The 18396-nt window shown below is 67.6% G+C and carries 11 protein-coding genes; 6 read left to right on the top strand and 5 right to left on the bottom strand.

Going from position 1 to position 18396, the window contains the following annotated elements; genetic code table 11:
- Positions 1-73 precede the first annotated feature (73 nt).
- Positions 74-1795: a type VII secretion protein EccE gene (gene eccE / locus QH195_RS13450; RefSeq protein ID WP_280435603.1), complete on the bottom strand. Its 1722-nt coding sequence runs from the start codon at positions 1793-1795 to the stop codon at positions 74-76.
- 235 nt (positions 1796-2030) lie between these two features.
- On the opposite strand from eccE, the gene eccB reads away from it, so the two are divergent.
- Complete coding sequence (eccB, locus tag QH195_RS13445; protein ID WP_280435602.1) at positions 2031-3533, top strand: type VII secretion protein EccB; 1503 nt, start codon at positions 2031-2033, stop codon at positions 3531-3533.
- An 83-nt stretch (positions 3534-3616) separates the two neighbouring features.
- Here the strand turns inward: eccB and eccA are convergent, their stop codons facing one another.
- Positions 3617-5455: a type VII secretion AAA-ATPase EccA gene (eccA, locus tag QH195_RS13440; RefSeq protein WP_280423874.1), complete on the bottom strand. Its 1839-nt coding sequence runs from the start codon at positions 5453-5455 to the stop codon at positions 3617-3619.
- Positions 5456-5734: 279 nt separating this feature from the next.
- Here eccA and eccD point away from each other — a divergent pair, with 279 nt between their 5' ends.
- The 3 genes from eccD to eccCa are packed head-to-tail and all read left to right on the top strand — an operon-like array spanning position 5735 to position 12732.
- Entirely contained in the window at positions 5735-7222 is a 1488-nt protein-coding gene (gene eccD, locus QH195_RS13435; protein WP_280423875.1) for a type VII secretion integral membrane protein EccD, read from the top strand.
- On the top strand, positions 7219-8625 hold the full coding sequence (gene mycP, locus QH195_RS13430) for a type VII secretion-associated serine protease mycosin (protein ID WP_432278290.1): 1407 nt from the start codon (positions 7219-7221) through the stop codon (positions 8623-8625). The genes eccD and mycP overlap by 4 nt, the downstream gene beginning before the upstream one ends.
- 45 nt (positions 8626-8670) lie before the next feature.
- Positions 8671-12732: a type VII secretion protein EccCa gene (eccCa, locus tag QH195_RS13425; RefSeq protein WP_280435601.1), complete on the top strand. Its 4062-nt coding sequence runs from the start codon at positions 8671-8673 to the stop codon at positions 12730-12732.
- Positions 12733-12799: 67 nt separating this feature from the next.
- Here the strand turns inward: eccCa and QH195_RS13420 are convergent, their stop codons facing one another.
- Together QH195_RS13420 and QH195_RS13415 are read right to left on the bottom strand one after the other, a co-directional pair.
- Positions 12800-13414 carry a GNAT family N-acetyltransferase gene (locus QH195_RS13420; protein WP_280435600.1) on the bottom strand — a complete coding sequence of 205 codons (615 nt, stop codon included), beginning with the start codon at positions 13412-13414 and terminating at the stop codon, positions 12800-12802.
- Positions 13415-13417: 3 nt separating this feature from the next.
- Positions 13418-14224, bottom strand: a complete 807-nt coding sequence (locus QH195_RS13415; protein ID WP_280435599.1) for a GntR family transcriptional regulator — start codon at positions 14222-14224, stop codon at positions 13418-13420.
- 171 nt (positions 14225-14395) lie between these two features.
- On the opposite strand from QH195_RS13415, the gene QH195_RS13410 reads away from it, so the two are divergent.
- Positions 14396-14896, top strand: a complete 501-nt coding sequence (locus QH195_RS13410; RefSeq protein ID WP_280423879.1) for a DUF4254 domain-containing protein — start codon at positions 14396-14398, stop codon at positions 14894-14896.
- Between the two features lie 138 nt (positions 14897-15034).
- Here the strand turns inward: QH195_RS13410 and QH195_RS13405 are convergent, their stop codons facing one another.
- Positions 15035-17692 (bottom strand): MinD/ParA family ATP-binding protein, encoded by a 2658-nt coding sequence (locus QH195_RS13405; RefSeq protein ID WP_280435598.1) that lies wholly within the window; start codon positions 17690-17692, stop codon positions 15035-15037.
- Positions 17693-18009: 317 nt separating this feature from the next.
- Here QH195_RS13405 and infA point away from each other — a divergent pair, with 317 nt between their 5' ends.
- Positions 18010-18231: a translation initiation factor IF-1 gene (infA, locus tag QH195_RS13400; RefSeq protein ID WP_003418601.1), complete on the top strand. Its 222-nt coding sequence runs from the start codon at positions 18010-18012 to the stop codon at positions 18229-18231.
- The last annotated feature ends 165 nt before the right edge of the window (positions 18232-18396 follow it).

The following is an 18396-nucleotide window of genomic DNA, read 5'->3' as shown; positions in this document are numbered from 1 at the left end:
ACCCCCCCGCCCCAACCATCCCGCTGGGGTTGTACGAGTGACCCCCCCGCGCCCCGTTTCGTGTATTCGGGGATCAGCGTGCGGCGAGCGATTCGCCGATGTAGTGCATCTCCTCGCGGGTGGTCACCATGTTCACCGTGGTCGTCACCGCCGGAGTGCGCACGGTGATGCGGTTCGGGGTCGTCGGATCCTGAACCAGTGACACGTCGGCATCGATCGAGCCCGCGGGCTCGTTCGGCCGGCGGACGTGCACGATGGTCGCACCACCGGCATGCGAAACCGGTGGGAGACCGTCGAATACCAGCAGTGTGGTGCTGGGGTAGGGAGCCGTCGGCAGCGGCGGCGGACCCGGCGGGTGATAGCTGGCACCCGCGGCGCGCGGCGCGATGGTGAGCAGTTGCGGGGTGTCGAGGTTGCGTACCATCGTCTGCCATGCCTCCGGGCGCGCGGTATGCACGATGGCATGGGCGCCGAGCGCGGTGGCCCGCAGGATCACCTGCTGCGCCAGATCCAGTGTGCCGATCACCTCGAGTTGGCGGGTTCCCTCGCCGATCAGGGGGACGGCGATACCCTGGCCGAGATCGTCTGCGCCGATCAGCTGACCGCATCCGGCGGTGGGAACGGTGAATTCGCTCAGTGCGGTCAGAGTCCCACGGTAGGCGACCTCACGACCCCAGCGTCCGGTGAAACCGACCGGCAGCGTATCGAGCAGGATGCGCAGCTGGTTTCCGTACAGTTCACGCAATCCGTCCAGCGGCGGGCGTTCCGGTGGTTCGACCGTATCGAACCGGACCACGGCGTTGAGGACCACCGTATCGGCGAGTTCGGTATGCGGGTCGTTGCGGTTGATCCCGGGTCGCAGCCGTAGTGTCACGGTGGTCGACAGGCTCGGTACCGTCCAGATATCCGCCAGGCCGCGCGGGCCCACCATATCGGCGCCGATCTGATACTGCGCCAGGTATCGGCCTTGCGACTCCAGCCACTTCGGCGATTCGTTGATCATATCGACCGCGAACCCATGGGTGAGTTCGCGTACCGCCGTGTTCATTTCGGTCGCAGTGAGCACCGAGGCGGCGATATCGTGGGCGGCCAGCCGGTTCGCCACCCGCCGGGTCGCGATGATGGCCGCGCGTAATGCGCCGGCACCGCCGCCGCCGCGGTTGTCCACGGCTTCGGCGTTGGCCAATGGATCCAGCCGCAGCACGAGCCAGCAGGTGCGATGGGCGATCGCGGGCAGTGGGCCGATGATCCGGTCGTAGAGGTGCGCGGCGATCCCGGTGCCGGCGGTACGGGCGCCGGTGCTCACCACATCTATGCCGGCCAGGGTCAGGTCGAATTGGTCGAGGCAGCGCGCTATTTCGGGCAGCGGCAGCATTTGCTCGGTATTGAGCGCACCGGGCCGCAGCAGGGTCAAGGTATCCGGCGGGGGATCGATACGCAGCATGGTCAGCAGGAGATCGCCGTCCCAGCGCACCCCGTAGCCGCCGCCTTCGGGAAGCGGGACATCGAAGGCAGCGGCCTGCTCCAGCCGTTCGGCCGGAACCTGGCCGCGCCGGGCCAGTACGCCGCCGATCCGCGCGACGAGGGTCCGGCCGCCGATGGGTGCCAGCGCGATGAGACCGACCGCGACTCCGGCGCCGAGTGAATACCAGACCGAACCGGTGAACGCCAGCACGATCCACGCCACTGCCGCCGCGACCAGAACGCCGGGTACAACAATTCGAAGTGGAAAAATGCGGAACAACCAGAATTCGGGATCCCGCAAGGTGTCGTACGCAGACGGGCGAGAATTCACATAATCACGAGAGACCGTTCGGTCGGTATCTTCGGGTACCGAGGAATCGGAACCATTGTCACCTGCAGCTCGCTGAGCGTTCATTGTTTCGTTCACGATTGTTTGTTCCTGCCTCGGCCGCATTCGCCTACCGGTGCGCCATCGCCGATTTCGCCGATATCGACCGACGTAACCATCGGGAATTACGGTACCGTGTCGAAAGAGATTGCGGTCGACAGCGCGATGGAGTTCCCGAGTGCCAGCACAGCTGACTACCCGTGCCCAGGTGAACGGGTATCGTTTCCTGCTCCGCCGTCTCGACCACGCCCTGGTCCGGCGCGATGTGCGGATGTTGCACGATCCCATGCGGTCCCAGATCCGTTCACTGCTGGTCGGTCTGGTTCTCGGCATCCTCGTCACCGCCGGCGCGGCCATTCTGGCCTTCCTGCGGCCGCAGGGTGCGATCGGCGACGCCGTGATCGTCTCCGGTAAGTCCAGCGGTGCGCTGTATGTGGTGGTGAAGAAGGACGACGGCAGCCAGACCCTGCACCCGGTGCTGAACTTGGCGTCCGCCCGGCTGATCACCGGCAGCAATGCCGAACCGCATGCGGTCAAGGACGACAAATTGGGTGATCTCCCGCGTGGCCCGCTGCTCGGTATTCCCGGCGCTCCTGCCGCATTGCCGGGGTCGGCACAGGGCAGCGATTCGCACTGGTCGCTGTGCGAGAGTATCGAGTTGTCCGCAGGCGGTAGCGCCGCCTCGGCAGTCGGTGCGACCACGACGATCGTCGGTGGCACCCCGAATCTCACCGACCGGGTCCGCGCCGCTACTCCGGCCGAAGCCTTGCTGGTGACCCGTGAAGACAAGACCTACCTGATCTATGACGGAAAACGCGCCGAGGTCGATCCGAACGATTCGGTGGTCGCCCGCGCTCTCGACCTGCCGGCCCACCGGCCGCGACCGGTCGGTACCGGGTTCCTCGGCGCCACCACCCAGGTCGCCCCGTTGAAGGCGCCGGTCATCGACCGCGCCGGTGAGCCCGGGCCGGGGCGGCTGGCCGAAGTGCCGGTCGGCGGGATCATTTCCGTCGCGGGTGTCGGGGGTGACGCCCGGCCGGAAATGTATGTCGTGCTCGCCGACGGGGTGCAGCCGGTCTCGCCTTTCGCCGCCGAGGTCATCCGCTACGCGGATTCGCAGGGGATGAGCGAGGTGCCGGTGCTACCCCCCGACGTCCTGGACGAGGTCCCGGTCGTGCAGCGGTTGCCCGTGGCCGATTTCCCGGACGAGATTCCGCAGATCGTCGCGGCCGAGGACGGACCGGTGACCTGTATCGCCTGGTCGAAATCACCCGGGACGGCACCCGCGGAAGAGGGCGCCGGGGACGGTCCGGGAGAGCGCGCCTCGGTGGGCTTGCTGATCGGTACCGAGCTGCCGATTCCGGATTCGGCCGCGCCGGTCCGGCTGGCCACCGCGGACAGTAGTGGGGATCGTGTGGACGCCGTCTACGTCGAACCCACCCACGGCGAATACGTCCAGATCACCGGCATGGAACCGGGCAGCCCGCGGCGCGGAAGCCTGTTCTATGTCGCCGACAACGGAATTCGCTACGGCGTACCCGATCCCGCTACGGCGAATGTCCTGGGTCTGGGCAACACCCCGCACCTGGCGCCGTGGGCGATCATCGGTCAGCTCGTGCCGGGACCCACCCTGGACCCCCGCGAGGCGCTGGTCAGCCACGATTCGCTGACGGAAGGCTGATCGCCGGCGGCCCGACGGTGTCCACCGGGCCGCGCGCGATGGCCTCGAGGGCCGGCGCGGGCCTGCACCAGCGCCGCAGCGCATCAATCGGGGTCGGTCCAGCCGATATTCAGCGAATCCAGGATCGTGGCCAGCGCGAGGCGCATATCGGGTTCCTCGATTCGCCGCAGTACCGCCTCGTCGATATCGGTGAGGTCCAGAGTTTCGTCATTGGCCAGCCGGAACTCTCGTTCCTCCTCGGCGGCCTCGATCACATTGCGGATGAACCGGCCGTTACCGGCGAGGTCCACACCGCGGCGCGGCTGTCCGCTCTGATCGGTGCTCTCCATCGCGTACAGCCGGTCACAGGCCCGGATCAGCACCTTCAGCGCCTCCTCGGACAGGTCGGAATCGCGTTTCTTCGCGATCACCTCACCGATCTGTCCGAGTTCGGTAGCGCTGTAGGAGGGGAACTGCAGCCGTTTGGCGAACCGGGAGGCCAGACCGTCGTTGGCGGCGAGCAACCGGTCGATCTCGCCGTCGTAGCCGGCGATGATGACCACCAGGCGGTCCCGGTCGTTCTCCATCCGCGCGAGCAGCGTATCCACCGCTTCGCGGCCGAATGCGTCACCGCCGGACAGTCCGGTCTGGATGAGGGTGTAGGCCTCGTCGATGAACAGCACACCGTCCATTGCGCTGTCGATCAGCTTGTTGGTCTTGATCGCCGTGCTGCCCAGGTGTTCGCCGACGAAATCCGCACGTTTGGCCTCCACCATCTTCTCGGTCTGCAGCAGACCGAGACCGCAGTAGATCTTGGCCACCACCCGGGCGATTGTGGTCTTACCGGTACCGGGCGGCCCGGTGAATGCCAGATGCTGGCCGCGGGGCACACTGGCCATCCCCTTCTCGGCACGGATCTTGGCCAGCTGCGCGGTCGATTGCAGCTTGGCGACCTGGGTTTTCACCGACGCCAGCCCGATCTGCGAATCCAGTTCCGCACGTGCCTCGGCCAGTGTCTCCTTGGCCCGGTCCTGCACTTCGGCCCGGTTCATCTGCTCCATCGTGGGCGAGGAAGCCGGATCCCATTTATCGGTGCGGGCGGCAATGACATCGCGGCTGGTGACGGTGATCCGGAAGGTGCGATCGCGCATGGCCGTAGAGTTGGCCTCGAAATCCGGTGCCTGCGAGTACACCTTCTCGAACAGGGCCTGGGCCTGGTCCTCGTTACCGGTTTCGCGCAGGCACAGGCCGCGGCAGAACATGGCGGTGGACCGGGCAGCGGGTATCGGGCCCTGTTCGGCGGCCTGCATCCGGCGGATCGATTCGGCGAACAAACCCAGCTGGGCACAAGCCGTCCCGACCATCACATGCGCGCCCGCGGCCAGGTATGGGTCGTCCCATTCCGCCGATCCGGCCAGGACGGTCATCACATCCGGCCAGCGCTGCGTGGTGTAGTGCAGCACTCCGCGCACATACGCGGCGATCCGGTTCTCGGCTTCGCGTTCGGCATCGCCCAGCTGGCCCTTACGGTATTCGTCCAGCTGGTCCAGGACCCGCTCCGCCTCGCCGAAGTCCTTGTCCGCGACGAGTTGCGCGGCCCAGGCCAGGAAGATCTCGGTGCGACTGGACAGCGGGTAGTCGATGTAGAGACCGGGCTGGAAGCGGCCCGCGAGTTCACGCGGTCGCAGCCCCACCCGGCGCTGCTCCCGGTACAGCGTGCTGTCACAGGTCTTCTGCAGGTTGAACAGCACGTCCTTGGTGAGCTCACCGGCGGCTGCCCGGCCCAGCCAGGCGTCGCACATACCGGGATCCCACTCGGTGGCACGCTGGAACGCCAGTTTGGCGTACTCGAGATCGCGGGTGGACTCTTGGCCCTCGATGGACAGTCCGAGCGACAGAACCCCGGCGTCGAATGCGCGTTGAGCTTGGCGGTTGCCGGTCATTGCAGGCGCTCCCCGAATTCTTGTATTGGCGTAAAGAGAACGTTTATCTGGATACCAGACTACCGATCGCGCGCGCCTCGGCGCTCCGTTACATTAGGTTCGGTTGCCGGGAGGACGCAACGCCAAGCCATCCAAGCCGAGAGTGCTCGACAAGTGCCGAAGAGACTGATACAGGCCGTATTCCGTGCGCCGCAGTGGTCGGCAACGAATTATAGATGGCGGAGAAATGAATTGTCGACGGCCGAGGCGTAAATTGTTGATCGGGACGTGGGTGGGGAGATGAGTACAGTGGTCGAAACGCCGAGCGCTGCCCGCGCGCAAGAACCGGAGCTGAGCCGGGTTTCGGTTATCGGGGGGAACACACAGGTCGATGTCGGGTTGCCCGCGACGGTGCCGATTGCGAGCTTCATCGCGGATCTGGTGGCGCTGATCGAATCACGCAATCCGAGCCTGCACGACTCCGAGGACGATACGGGTCCACTCGACGCCCAGCACTGGACCCTCGCCCGGCTGGGGCGCGAGGCGATCGCACCGAGTCGTACCCTCACCGAGGCCGAAGTCTACGACGGTGAACTCCTGGTCCTGCGCAAGGTGAGCGCGAAGGAAGCGCCCGCGCTGTTCGACGATGTGATCGATGCGGTCTCGCGGCTCACGGCCGAGGAATTCACCGGATGGTCGGGTGCGGCGGCGCGCTGGATGGGTTTGGTGGTCTCGGCGCTCGCCGTGCTCACGACACTGGCCGTGCTGGTCCTGTCCCGCGGCACCGGTGATCCGCTGGCGCCGGGTCTGGTCCTGCTCGGCGCGGGGCTGGGCGCGCTGGTGGCGGCGGGTATCACCGCACGCAGATACCGCGACGAGATCACCGGTACCTGGTTGTCGGCCGACGGGCTGCTGCTGTTGTTCGGCGGCGCCGGGCTGGTGGTCCCGGGGAACCTCGGCAGTCCCCACCTGTTGCTGGCCTGCGCGGTCCTGCTGGTGGCGGCCGTACTGGGCTACCGCCTGACTGGGGTGGGTGCCACTCTTTTCTCCTGCGCGGCTGCCGCCGCGGTGATCGGTCTGGTCACCGCCGTGATCTATCTCATCTGGCATCCCGGCCTGCCGAAGGTGGGCGCCGGACTGCTGGTCGCCGGGATCATGATCCTGTCGATGGTGCCGCGGCTGGCCGCGTTGCTGGCCAGGCTGCCGGTGCCACCGGTGCCGACGGCGGGTGCCGCGATCGATCCGGCCGACCACGAACCGCGGCCGACCATCGAGGGCATCGGCGCGATCGGCGCCACCGCGCTGCCGTCCGCGGCGGGGCTCGGGGAGCGGGCCCGGCGGGCGAACCAGTTCCAGACCGGTCTCGTGGCCGCCTGCACCGCCACCGCGGTGATCGGGGCGTTCGGCGTCGCCGATCCGCTGGGACCCTATCGCTGGCAGGGCATCACGCTGGCAGTCGTCACCGCGATCATCCTGGCGTTGCGCGGCCGGTCGTTCGCCGATATCGCTCAGGCCGCCGTGCTGATCGGCGGTGCCTGTGTGACCTTCGTGGCGTTGATCGCCGGATTGTCGTTCGGGGACAGTGATCTCATCCTGCTCTGCGCCGCCATCCTGCTCGCGTTCACCCTCGGGGTGGTCGGTTTCGGGGTGATCGGGCCGCATATCGAGGTCACTCCGGTGGTCCGCCGGGGGATCGAACTCTTCGAGTACGCGCTGATCATGGCAGTGATCCCCTTGGTGCTGTGGATGATGGGTATCTACGGTATGGCCCGGAATCTGAGCCTATGAGCGCTCGACGACCGCGCCGGCTGCTGCGAATGTCGGCCGCCCTCACCGTATTCGGTGTGGTGGCCCTGCCCGGCTCGGTCGCGGCTGCCGTACCGCCACCCGCGATCGACCCGGGTGCGCTGGCCGCTGCGCAGGCGATCAGCGGCCGGCCCGCCCCGCTGGAACCCACCGAGCAGAGCACGGTCTGTGCCGAGCCGGTGCTCACCGGTGCGCCGCCGAGCGCGCCTCCGGTATCGCAGCAGGTACTGAATCTCCCGGCGGCCTGGCAGTTCAGCCGCGGCGCCGGCCAGAAGGTCGCGGTGATCGATACCGGAGTGAACCGGCACCCCCGGCTACCGCGCCTGCAACCGGGCGGCGACTATGTCTCCGATACCGACGGCACGGTCGATTGCGACGGGCACGGCACGCTGGTCGCCGGGATCATCGCCGCCCAGCCCAGTCCGCACGACGGGTTCGCCGGCGTCGCACCCGATGCGGAGATCCTGACCATCCGCCAGCTGAGCCTGGCGTACGAGAAGAAGGACAACAACAACCGCGACGCTCCCGGAAAGATCAGCACCGAGGGCTACGGCACCGTACTCACTCTCGCGGGCGCTGTGGTCCGGGCTGTGGACCTGGGCGCCACGGTGATCAATATTTCCGAGGTGGCCTGCACCCAGGCCGGCCTGAACACCGCCGACGGTGCGCTCGGTGCCGCGGTGAAATACGCCTACGACCGCAATGTGGTGGTCGTCGCGGCGGCCGGGAACCTGCAGAGCGACGGCGCCTGCCAGAACCAGAACTCCGGTGCCGGCTGGGAATCGGTGGCCACGGTGGCCAGCCCGGCCTGGTTCTCGCCCTATGTGCTCGCGGTCGGTTCGGTCGACCCGAACGGCCAGGTATCCGAGCTGTCACTGAACGGCCCGTGGGTACAGGTGGCCGCGATCGGCCGCAGTATCGTCTCGTTGGACAGCAAACCCGGTGGCACCGGCCTGGTCGACGGCGTGCAGACGAGCGAGGGTATCCGGTCGGTGGAGGGCACGAGTTTCGCCGCGCCCTATGTCGCCGGTCTGGCGGCCCTGGTGCGGTCGCGCTTCCCCGAACTCACCGCCGCGCAGGTGATGGACCGGATCACCCGTACCGCACACGCCCCGGGTACCGGCCGCGACGACAAGATCGGGCACGGCCTGATCGACCCGCTGGCCGCGCTCACCGCGGAACTGCCGTCCGAACCGGTCGGGGTGGGCGCGGCGGCCGCCCGGCCCATCGCCGCGCCGGCCCATCCCCCTGGACCCGATCCCAGGCAGCGCTGGATCGCGATCGCCGGTTCGGTGGTGTGCCTGTCGGGGCTGGCCATCGGTGCGGCGATCGCCTACCCGTACCGCCGCCCGCAACGCGAACTCGACCTGGAACCGGACCCGTAACCACGGGTCGGTATCGACCGCCGGCTGCCGAATCGAGAAGGAACCATGGCTACCGAAGGCTTTGTACGCCGACCCCGGATCGCCCCGCCGCGGGCGCCGGGTGGTGAGGTCGCGCTGACGGCGCCCCCGGAGGTCCCGCGCGCCATCCCGGCACCGCTGATGATGAAGATCATGCCGGTGGTCATGGTGATCGCGGTGATCGGGATGATCGCCATGATGGCGATGATGGGCCGCAATATGCTGGCCAATCCCTTCATGATGATGTTCCCGATGATGATGATCATGTCGATGGTGGGCATGATGGCCGGGTATCGGGGCGGCGGCGGTAAACGTGCGGTCGAGCTGAACGAGGAACGCAAGGACTACTTCCGCTATCTGGACCAGATCCGCAAGGAAGTGCGCCGCACCGGCGGTAAACAACTCGAATCACTCGGCTGGAGTCATCCCGAACCCGCCGATCTGCTGTCGCTGGTCGGCACTCGCCGGATGTGGGAGCGCCGTCCCAACGACCCCGATTTCGGACATGTCCGCGTCGGCCTGGGCAGTCACCGGCTGGCCACCAAATTGGCCCGCCCGGAAACCGGGCCGCTCGAGGATCTGGAGCCCGTCTCGACCGTGGCGTTGCGCCGGTTCGTGCGCACGCATTCGGTAGTGCACCGGCTGCCGACCGCGGTTTCGCTGCGTGCCTTTCCCGCGATCAACATCGGTGGCGATATCGGCGAGGCGCGTACCCTCGTGCGCTCGATGATCATGGAACTGGCCGCCTTCCACGGCCCGGACCATCTGGCCGTGGCCATCGTCTGCAGCGACCCCGACGCACGCGTCTGGTCGTGGGCGAAATGGCTGCCGCACCTTCAGCATCCCGTACAGCGTGACGGTATGGGTTCGGTGCGGATGATGTACCAATCGCTGGGCGAACTGGAAACCGCGCTGTCGGCGGAGCTGCTGGAGCGCGGCCGGTTCATGCGCAATCCGCAGCCCACCCAGGGCCGGCTGCATCTGGTTGTCGTCATCGATGACGGTTACGTCAGCGGTAACGAACGGCTGGTCGCCGAATCGGGCCTGGATTCGGTGACCGTTCTCGACCTCACCGCACCCGAAGGAGGACTGGCCGCGCGGCGTGGTCTGCAGTTGGTCTGTTCGGACGGTGAGGTGTCGGCCAAGAGTGCCGCGGGGGTGGAACGGTTCGCGACCGCGGATTCGGTGAGTACCGCCGAAGCGGAGGCGTTTTCCCGTGCGCTCGCGCGGTACCGCCTGGCCACGGCCGCGCAGATCGTGAGCCTGGGTGAGGGCACGACCGCCGATCCGGGCCTCATGGCGCTGTTGAAGATCTCCGATGCCGCACAGATCGATCCGGCTCGGGTCTGGCGGCCGCGCACCGCCCGCGAACGATTGCGGGTGCCGATCGGGATCACACCCGACGGGACGCCGGTGGAGATCGATATCAAAGAGTCGGCGGAGAACGGTATGGGCCCGCACGGCCTGTGCATCGGTGCCACCGGCTCGGGAAAATCGGAATTCCTGCGCACCCTTGTACTTTCGCTGGTGACCACTCATTCACCCGATGCGCTCAACCTCGTGCTGGTCGACTTCAAAGGCGGCGCGACCTTCCTCGGCCTGGACCCGCTACCGCATGTCGCGGCGGTGATCACCAACCTGGAAGACGAACTCTCGCTGGTGGACCGGATGAAGGACGCGCTGGCCGGCGAGATGAACCGGCGCCAGGAACTGCTGCGTTCGGCCGGTAACTACGCCAATGTCAACGATTACGAGAAGGCCCGCGCCGCGGGCGTTCCGCTGGACCCGCTGCCGGCGCTGTTCGTCGTGGTCGACGAGTTCTCCGAACTGCTCTCGCAGAAGCCGGATTTCGCCGAGTTGTTCGTGATGATCGGCCGTCTCGGGCGCTCACTGCATGTGCATCTGCTGCTGGCGTCGCAGCGGCTGGAGGAGAACAAGCTGCGCGGGCTGGAATCGCATCTGTCGTACCGGATCGGCCTGCGGACGTTCTCCGCCAACGAATCCCGTGCAGTTCTCGGCATCACCGATGCCTACCATCTGCCCAGCGTCCCCGGCTCCGGTTATCTGAAAAGCGACGCCTCCGACCCGCTGCGGTTCAACGCCAGCTACGTATCCGGTCCCTACGAGGCCCCGCAGGGTACCGCCACCGAGGACGGCAGCCCCGTGGCCCGGCAGCGCCCCGGTTTGTTCACCGCCGCGCCCGTCGAGCTCCTGGATACGGCCGGCGCCGAGGTCGCCGAGCCGGAAGAAAGCACGGCCCCGTTCAACCCGCTGCTCGAACTGCCGCCGCCGCCGTCGCAGGTGGCCGCGGTGGCTGCGGACGGTGAAGGGGTTCCGGATTCGCTCCTCGATGTAGTGGTCAAACGGCTCACCGGCCACGGCCGGCCCGCGCACGAGGTCTGGCTGCCGCCACTGGAGGAGTCGCCGACCGTGGATATGCTGCTGCCCGATCCCGATTGGCGCTCGCCGGTGAACCGGCACGGCCAGTTGTGGATGCCGATCGGCGTGATCGACAAACCGTACGAGCAGCGCCGCGATGTGCTCACCATCAATCTGGCCGGTGCCCAGGGCAATGTGGCGGTGGTCGGCGGCCCGCAATCGGGTAAGTCGACCACCTTGCGTGCGATCATCATGGCCACCGCCGCGACACACACCCCCGAACAGGTGCAGATCTACTGCCTGGACTTCGGCGGCGGCAGTATGGCCGGTCTGGTCGGGACTCCGCATGTCGGTTCGGTGGCCGGCCGTCTCGACGGTGACCGGGTGCGCCGGACCATCGCCGAACTCACCTCGCTCATGCGGCAGCGCGAGGAACGGTTCGCCGAGCAGGGTATCGAATCGATGGCCGAGTACCGCCGGCGCAAATTCGCCGCCCTGCAACAGGGGATAGCCGATCCGTTCCCCGAGGACGCCTTCGGGGACGTCTTCCTGGTGATCGACGGCTGGGCCGCCATCCGGGAAGAGTTCGAATCGCTGGAACCGCAGATCAACGCGATTGCCGGGCAGGGGCTTTCGTTCGGTATCCACCTGCTGGTCGGCGCCTCGCGCTGGGCCGAGATCCGGCCGGTGGTCAAGGACCAGATCGGCACCCGGATCGAACTGCGTCTCGGCGATCCCACCGATTCGGAGATGGGCCGCCGTGTGGCGCACCAGGTACCGGTGGGCCGGCCGGGTCGCGGTCTGACGGCCGACCACCTGCATATGCTCATCGCCCTGCCGCGGCTGGACTCGAACTCCGATCCGGCGAGTCTCGCCGAAGGGGTTTCGCGGGCGCGCACCGAACTGGCGCAGCTGTACCCGAACCGCCGCGCCCCGCAGGTCCGGATGCTGCCACTGAAATTCGAGCGCACCGAGTTGCTCGAGCAGGCGCGGCTGCGGGGAATCGAGAGCAGCGCCACGAAGGTCGTGGTGGGGCTCGGCGAATCCGAATTGCAGCCGCTGGTCATGGATTTCAAGGCCGAGCCGCATTTCATGGCGTTCGCGGATGTAGAAAGCGGTAAGACCACCCTGTTGCGCAATATTGTCATGGGGATCACCGAGAACTCCACGACCGAGCAGGCGCGGGTGATCATGATCGACTATCGCCGCACCATGCTCGGCGTGCTCGAAGGGGATCAGCTCGCGGGTTATTCGACGTCCTCGCAGACCTGCGGACCGATGATCAAGGAAGTCGCCGGCTACCTGGCGAAACGTATTCCGGGGTCGGATATCACGCCGCAGCAGTTGCGGGACCGGAGCTGGTGGTCCGGACCCGAAATCTACATCGTGGTGGACGATTACGATATGGTCGCCGCGGGTAGTGCGAACCCGTTCCAGCCGCTGGTCGAATTCCTGCCGCAGGCCCGCGATATCGGTATGCACCTCATCGTCGCGCGGCGTATCGGTGGGGTATCCCGTGCGCTGTTCGATCCGATCCTGGGCACCATGAAGAATATGTCGGTGGAAACGCTGATCATGAGTGGTTCCAAGGACGAGGGCAAACTGGTGGGTGATGTGCGGCCCACCAAACTTCCGCCCGGGCGTGGGGTGCTGGTATCGCGGAGCCGCGGAATCGAGATGGTGCATATCGCCCACCTGGATCCACTCTGAGCCGGCTGCTCCGGGATTGCGGGCGATCTTGTGTCCGGCCGGCGCCGTAATGCCGGCCGGATCGAGGTCAGCTGTAGGCAGGCAGGACGATCGGGTAACGCGCCAGCGGTCTCATCCGCAAGTTCCCTGATCGCGCCCCGGCCAGGGTGTTGCCGGTCGGCCAGCTGTCGATATGCCGTTCGAACAGCGCGCACGAGGGGCTCCGGCTGTCCGGCCCGGCGATCCGGACCAGCCGGAAGCCGGCCCGCCGGTAATAGGCATGCAGGTCGGAGTTGCTGGTCCAGGCATCGAGGCGGACCCATTGGCGGCCGCGGGTCCGGGTGAGGGCGGCGGCATGGGTGAGCAGCTGCCGGCCGACACCATGGCCCGCGTACCGCAGATCCACGATCAGATAGTGGACGATCAGCGAATCGGCGAGTTCGATCTCGGTCCACAACTGTTTGTCGGCGCGGTCGTTGACGGTGATCGTCCCGGCCGGTTCACCGTTCACTTCCGCGATCCAGGTTTCCCCGCCCGTCAACGCCCGGTCGACCACCTGTGCGAAATAGTCGATCGATAGTCCGGAGGCCTCGGTGGACCACTGGTCGGAGCCGCGGGCGGCGAGCCATGAGGCGCGTTGTAGCCGCAGGCGACAGATCAGGTTCAGATCATCGAGAGCGGCCGGCCGAATCTGCACGGTCATGGGCTAGAACCATATCCCGGACCGTTCGGTCTGTTCCAGCACGGCACGAATTACGGCGGTACCTGCGGCGTCACCGAGTTCGTAGGCCAAGCGGTTACTGGCGGCGATGGACCGATGCCGGGTGACCCGGGTGACCCGATCGTGGTTCGCGCCGATACGCACATGATCCAGCAGGACGGTCCCGATGGCGACCCCGAGGATATCCGCCTCCTCGGCATTCGCCGGGCGGGCGACGATCGTATCGCGGTGTGCCGTTTCGGCGTGCCCACGGTCGGCCAGGCGCCGGGTCGTACCCTCGGCGATATCGTGCGGGGAATCTATTCCGGTGGCCTCGGCCAGGTCTCGTGGATAGAAGCTCACCTCCCACGACCACGGCTCGTTGTCCAGGAACTGGACCACCGTGCGGGCCAGGACCCAGGAATCCACCGGAATATCGAGCAGCTGGGCGATCTGCTGATCCGCCGGTTCCATCCGGGCGTTGAATTCCTTGGTCGGGACACGCCCGGCGGCGCGGGCGATCTCTTCGAAGATATCGTGTGCCGCGCGCGGCCGATCCGGCCGGATATGGTCGGTCACCACAGATTCCAGAACTTCGCGGCTCCGCACGATAGTGCCGCGGGAAGTGGCGGTATAGACGAGGTTCTCGGTGACCAATACCTGGATGGCGTTACGTGCCGTGGTCAGCGAAACCTGCATTTGCTCGGCGAGTTCCGAGTGGCTGGGCAGGCGGTCCCCGGGTACCCACTTACCTGCTCGTATTTCCTCGCGGAGGTGGTCCGCGATCCGCCGATACGTCGGACCGTCCGCCATCGTGCTCCTCGGGTGGTCTCCAGGTAACGAAGTGTACGCTTTTCGTGTCGGGGGTGGCCGTTATCGCTTGACAGTCGACTTTCGCGGTTTATTGTAATCAACGTACTGACCCGGTGTTGTGCGGCGATGAACGGCGAGGCAACCGTGACAGGTTCGGATACAACAGTCGTAATGGCTCTTCCCAGCGCCCAGCGGGGCGCTGATCCCTTGGCGCAGAGGGGGACTACCGGTCCGCTGCCCAATTCCGACCTATTGGTGCGAGCCGCGCGCGGGCACCGGGTGGTCGGCGGGCAGCTGCTCTGGTACGCCCGCGATCTCGCCGTGCTCCACGAGCGCAGGCTGGTGGGTCGGGGCGGGTCGATCGTCACCGACCCCGACAGGCTGGTCGAGATCGATCGGCGCCGGATGGAATTGGTGCTGGCGATCGACGATTGGGTGGGACGCAACGTCCCGCAGCATCGACTCGGGGTCACCCTGCACACCGAGACCATCGGCGCGATCATCGACCGGCTCGCGGAATCGGCGGTCCGCGCGCACCACGCGTTGATGACCCTGGACGCCGACGACGAACTCCTGCACGGCGCCTGGCATCATCTGGCCGAACTGGCCGACGCCTACGACGCCCTGGTGGGAGACGTCCTGGCCGGCCGGCGGCGGCTGCCGGAGTGGTGACCATGCCCCTCGCGGCCCGGAATGCTACCCCGCGCCCGGGGAGACATGCCGGGTCGCGGGGAGCGGGCCGGCCGGTCGAGCGGTGAGACAGGAACTCACCGCGCGCCGTCCTGGTCGAACGCCTGTCGGCTACCCGGTTCAGCCGCTGTGCTGCGGGCCGTAGCTGCGGCCGAAGTCATCGGCCACAGTGGCCGCGAGTTCCACGTACGCGCGCTTGGTTTCCTTCTTCAACCGAGGCAGATCGATCTCGGCGCCCTCGGACATATGCGGGTCGAACGGGACCATATGCACGGCCCGGCAGCGGGACAGGAAGTACTGCCGCAGCTGCTGGACGTCGATATTCGGGGTACCGTCGCGCGGTGAATTGATCACCACCACGGCGTTCTGCACCAGATGGTGGTAGCCGTGCAGTGACAACCAGTCCAGTGTGGCCGAAGCACTCTGTGCGCCGTCGATGGCGGTCGGGGAGATCAGCACCAGCGAATGCGCCAGTTGCAGAACGCCTGCCATTGCCGAATGCATCAGGCCGGTACCGCAGTCGGTGAGGATGATGTTGTAGAACCGCTGCAGGATACGGGCGACCGCGCGGTACTCGTCCTCGTTGAACGCCTCCGATGCGGCCGGATCCCGTTCGCTGGCCAGTACTTCGAGCCGGCTGGTGGCCTGCGACGTATGCCGGCGCACATCCGAATACCGTTGGATCGCCGGGTCGAGAAGCAGATCGCGGACCGTGGACCGGGTCTGCAGTGGTACTCGCTGCGACAGTGTGCCGAAGTCCGGGTTGGCGTCCACCGCGATGACGCGGTCGCCGCGGATGGAGGCGAAGGTCGAACCGAGGCCGATGGTGGTGGTGGTCTTACCGACACCGCCTTTCAGGGAGAGCACCGCGATGCGGTAGTCGCCACGGACGGGCTGGCGGATCCGCGCCACCAGCTCCAGCATCCGCCGCTCCTCGGCGGACATCCCCGGATTGATCTTCCCGCCGGATGCGTGATGCACCACCTTGCGCCAGCCGCTGCCGGCCGGCTTCTTGGCGCGCCGCACCGAAACATTGTCCAGGGTGGGTCCATTGGGACCGAACTGCTGCGGCGGGTTCTGCGGGTTCTGCCACTGGCCGTTCTGCGGGCCCTGCTGCCAGGCTGCCGGGCCGGCGTGCTGCTGTGGCGCCGGATGCGCCGGTGGCGCCTGGTTCTGCCACTGCTGGGCGGGCGGCTGATTCGGCTGCTGGTGCGGGCCGGGGCCCGGATGGCCTACCGGCGGCCCGCCGTGCTGTGCCGGGATACCCGGCGGTGCAGTCACCGGACCGGGGTGCTGCGGGGTGGCGTGTTGCGCACCGGATTGCCAGGCCGTCGGTTGCTCCGGCGCCTGCCACTGTGGTGCGGGCGCATTCTGCGCCGGGCCGACCGGTGCGCTCTCCGGCGCCTGCCACTGAGGTGCACCGTCCGCACGGGGCGCGGGTGCTATCGGATGGTCGACCGCGCTGGTGGGCCGGTCGGGCGCGGGCGAGGGCTCCGGCGCCGAGCTGGACCGTTCGGCCGCAGCCGGGAGGCTTTCGGGTCCGGCGCCGGACCTCGGGTCGAAATTCGGCGTGGCACTGTCGCCGGTACCGCCCGAATCGGGCCGATCTGCGACCGGATATGCACCGCTGCCGTGCGGGCTCGGTCCGGCGTCGGGCGAATCGGGCCGGTCGGCGACCGGATATGGACCGCTGCCGTGCGTCGCCGGGCGGCCGGCCGAGGAGTCGTACTGCTGTGGCGGGCCGGGTCGGGCCGCCTCGGCGGAGACCGTCGGATCGGCCGGTGCCCGGGACTCGATGGGGATATCGCCTCGCGACGACACCGTGTCCGGCGCGGGCGGCAGATCGGGGAGCCTGCGCAGCGGTTGCTGCTCCATCGGTGTTTCGCCGGTCGGGGGCGGGTCGGGTAGCGGCGGCGGCGGAGGCCGGAAATCGCCTGCGCCGGTGGTAGGCGTATCCACCGGCCGGTCCGGTGTGGGCGTGCCCTCGGAAACGTCCGCCGGACCAGGGTGAGGCGGGATCGGGTGATGCGGCCGCAGTCGGTCGAACTCCGGAGCCGGTTCGCTCGGATTTCGCACCGGCAGACTGGGTCGGCCCGACTCCGGAGCCTGGAAGGCCGTCGGCGTGGGGGACTCGAAACCGGAGTCGGGGGCCGGTGTGCTCGGCAGATCCGGGCCCGGCGCCTGCTGACCCTCGGGACCCCGCTGCGGACCCGGTCCGGGCCCCCACGCCGGCCGGCCGTCCGGGGCATGCGTTACCGGCGGCTGATCCGGCGGACCGGGGACATTCTGCGGGGCAACCGGGGGCAGCTGGGCGGGCGATGCGCTGGGTCCGGCCTGCGGGAACGCGTCCGGGGACGGACCCGGCTGCGAAGGCCGGTCCGCGACGTGTGGATCGGCGGGTGGTTGCGGAACCTGCTGCGTGGACCACTGCGCGGTGCCTTCGGCCCAGTTGTTGCGCTGCGACGGCCGTGGACCGTTGTTGTTCGGCAGCAGTTCGCCTACGCGCTCCTCGAGCGAGGGCTCGGACTTGTTCTTGTTGCGGAACCAGCCCTTGCCCTTCTTCTTGTCACCGTCGGAGTCGGAACGGTCGTCGCCGCGTCCGCGCCGGTTGAAGAAGCCGTTGGCCGGTTCCGGGGTCTCCGGGATGACCTCGTCCTGCGGGAGGTTCTCGACCGGTGGTGGCTCGTAGTTCCGGAAGTTCGTCTGCCCGACCCCGGTGACCTCGGTATCGGCCAGCCATGGTGGCAGCATGGGGAGGCCGTCGTTACTGCGGCTCACCGGTTCCCCTCCTGGAATGGTCGTCCTCGGTCAGCGGCCAGTTTACGCGACAAGTCCCATTCCACTCAGTGCCGGGGAGACATCCGCCGACGCCGCGCGACGCGACCAGCACATACCCCTTTTTGCCCGATTGCACACCTACCGGTAAGCTGGCCAGGCGGTGTATCAAAGCGCCGCCTGTTCGTGTGCGATCGGTTGAGATCATCCGTGTTGTGCAGTGTGAGCCACCGTGGGTGGCCGCCGCGGGCTCCGGCCGGATGCATCGGGCAGTACCAGGCAATCAGACCAGGTTGAGTGTAACCGGGATCGCGGAGGATATGGCGAAGAAAGACGGGGCCATCGAGGTCGAGGGGCGGGTTGTCGAGCCGTTGCCCAATGCGATGTTCCGGATCGAGCTCGAGAACGGGCACAAGGTCCTCGCGCATATCAGCGGCAAGATGCGTCAGCACTACATCCGCATCCTGCCGGAGGACCGGGTCGTCGTCGAGCTGTCACCGTACGACCTGTCCCGCGGTCGGATCGTCTACCGATACAAGTGAATCGGCGGGACGTGCGCTCGTGGAGAGCGCTCGCCGCTGCCGATTCATTCGGTGTTTTGGGGGGGGGGGACCCCCCCCCCCCCCCCCGGGGGGGGGGGGGGGCCGCGGCGCCCCCCGCGGGGGGGCGCGGGGGGGGGGGCGGGGGCGCGGGACGACCCGCGGCGG

The sequence above is a fragment of the Nocardia carnea genome, from assembly GCF_029868855.1.
GTDB classification, from domain to species: Bacteria; Actinomycetota; Actinomycetes; order Mycobacteriales; family Mycobacteriaceae; genus Nocardia; species Nocardia carnea_A.
This window is presented reverse-complemented; position numbering and strand designations above follow the sequence as displayed.

Bases quoted from the DNA above. Each gene is read 5' to 3' on its own strand.
- eccA (WP_280423874.1), bottom strand. From the start codon at position 5,455: ATGACCGGCAACCGCCAAGCTCAACGCGCATTCGACGCCGGGGTTCTG.
- eccD (WP_280423875.1), top strand. From the start codon at position 5,735: ATGAGTACAGTGGTCGAAACGCCGAGCGCTGCCCGCGCGCAAGAACCG.
- mycP (WP_432278290.1), top strand. From the start codon at position 7,219: ATGAGCGCTCGACGACCGCGCCGGCTGCTGCGAATGTCGGCCGCCCTC.
- eccCa (WP_280435601.1), top strand. From the start codon at position 8,671: ATGGCTACCGAAGGCTTTGTACGCCGACCCCGGATCGCCCCGCCGCGG.
- QH195_RS13420 (WP_280435600.1), bottom strand. From the start codon at position 13,414: ATGACCGTGCAGATTCGGCCGGCCGCTCTCGATGATCTGAACCTGATC.
- QH195_RS13415 (WP_280435599.1), bottom strand. From the start codon at position 14,224: ATGGCGGACGGTCCGACGTATCGGCGGATCGCGGACCACCTCCGCGAG.
- QH195_RS13410 (WP_280423879.1), top strand. From the start codon at position 14,396: ATGGCTCTTCCCAGCGCCCAGCGGGGCGCTGATCCCTTGGCGCAGAGG.
- infA (WP_003418601.1), top strand. From the start codon at position 18,010: ATGGCGAAGAAAGACGGGGCCATCGAGGTCGAGGGGCGGGTTGTCGAG.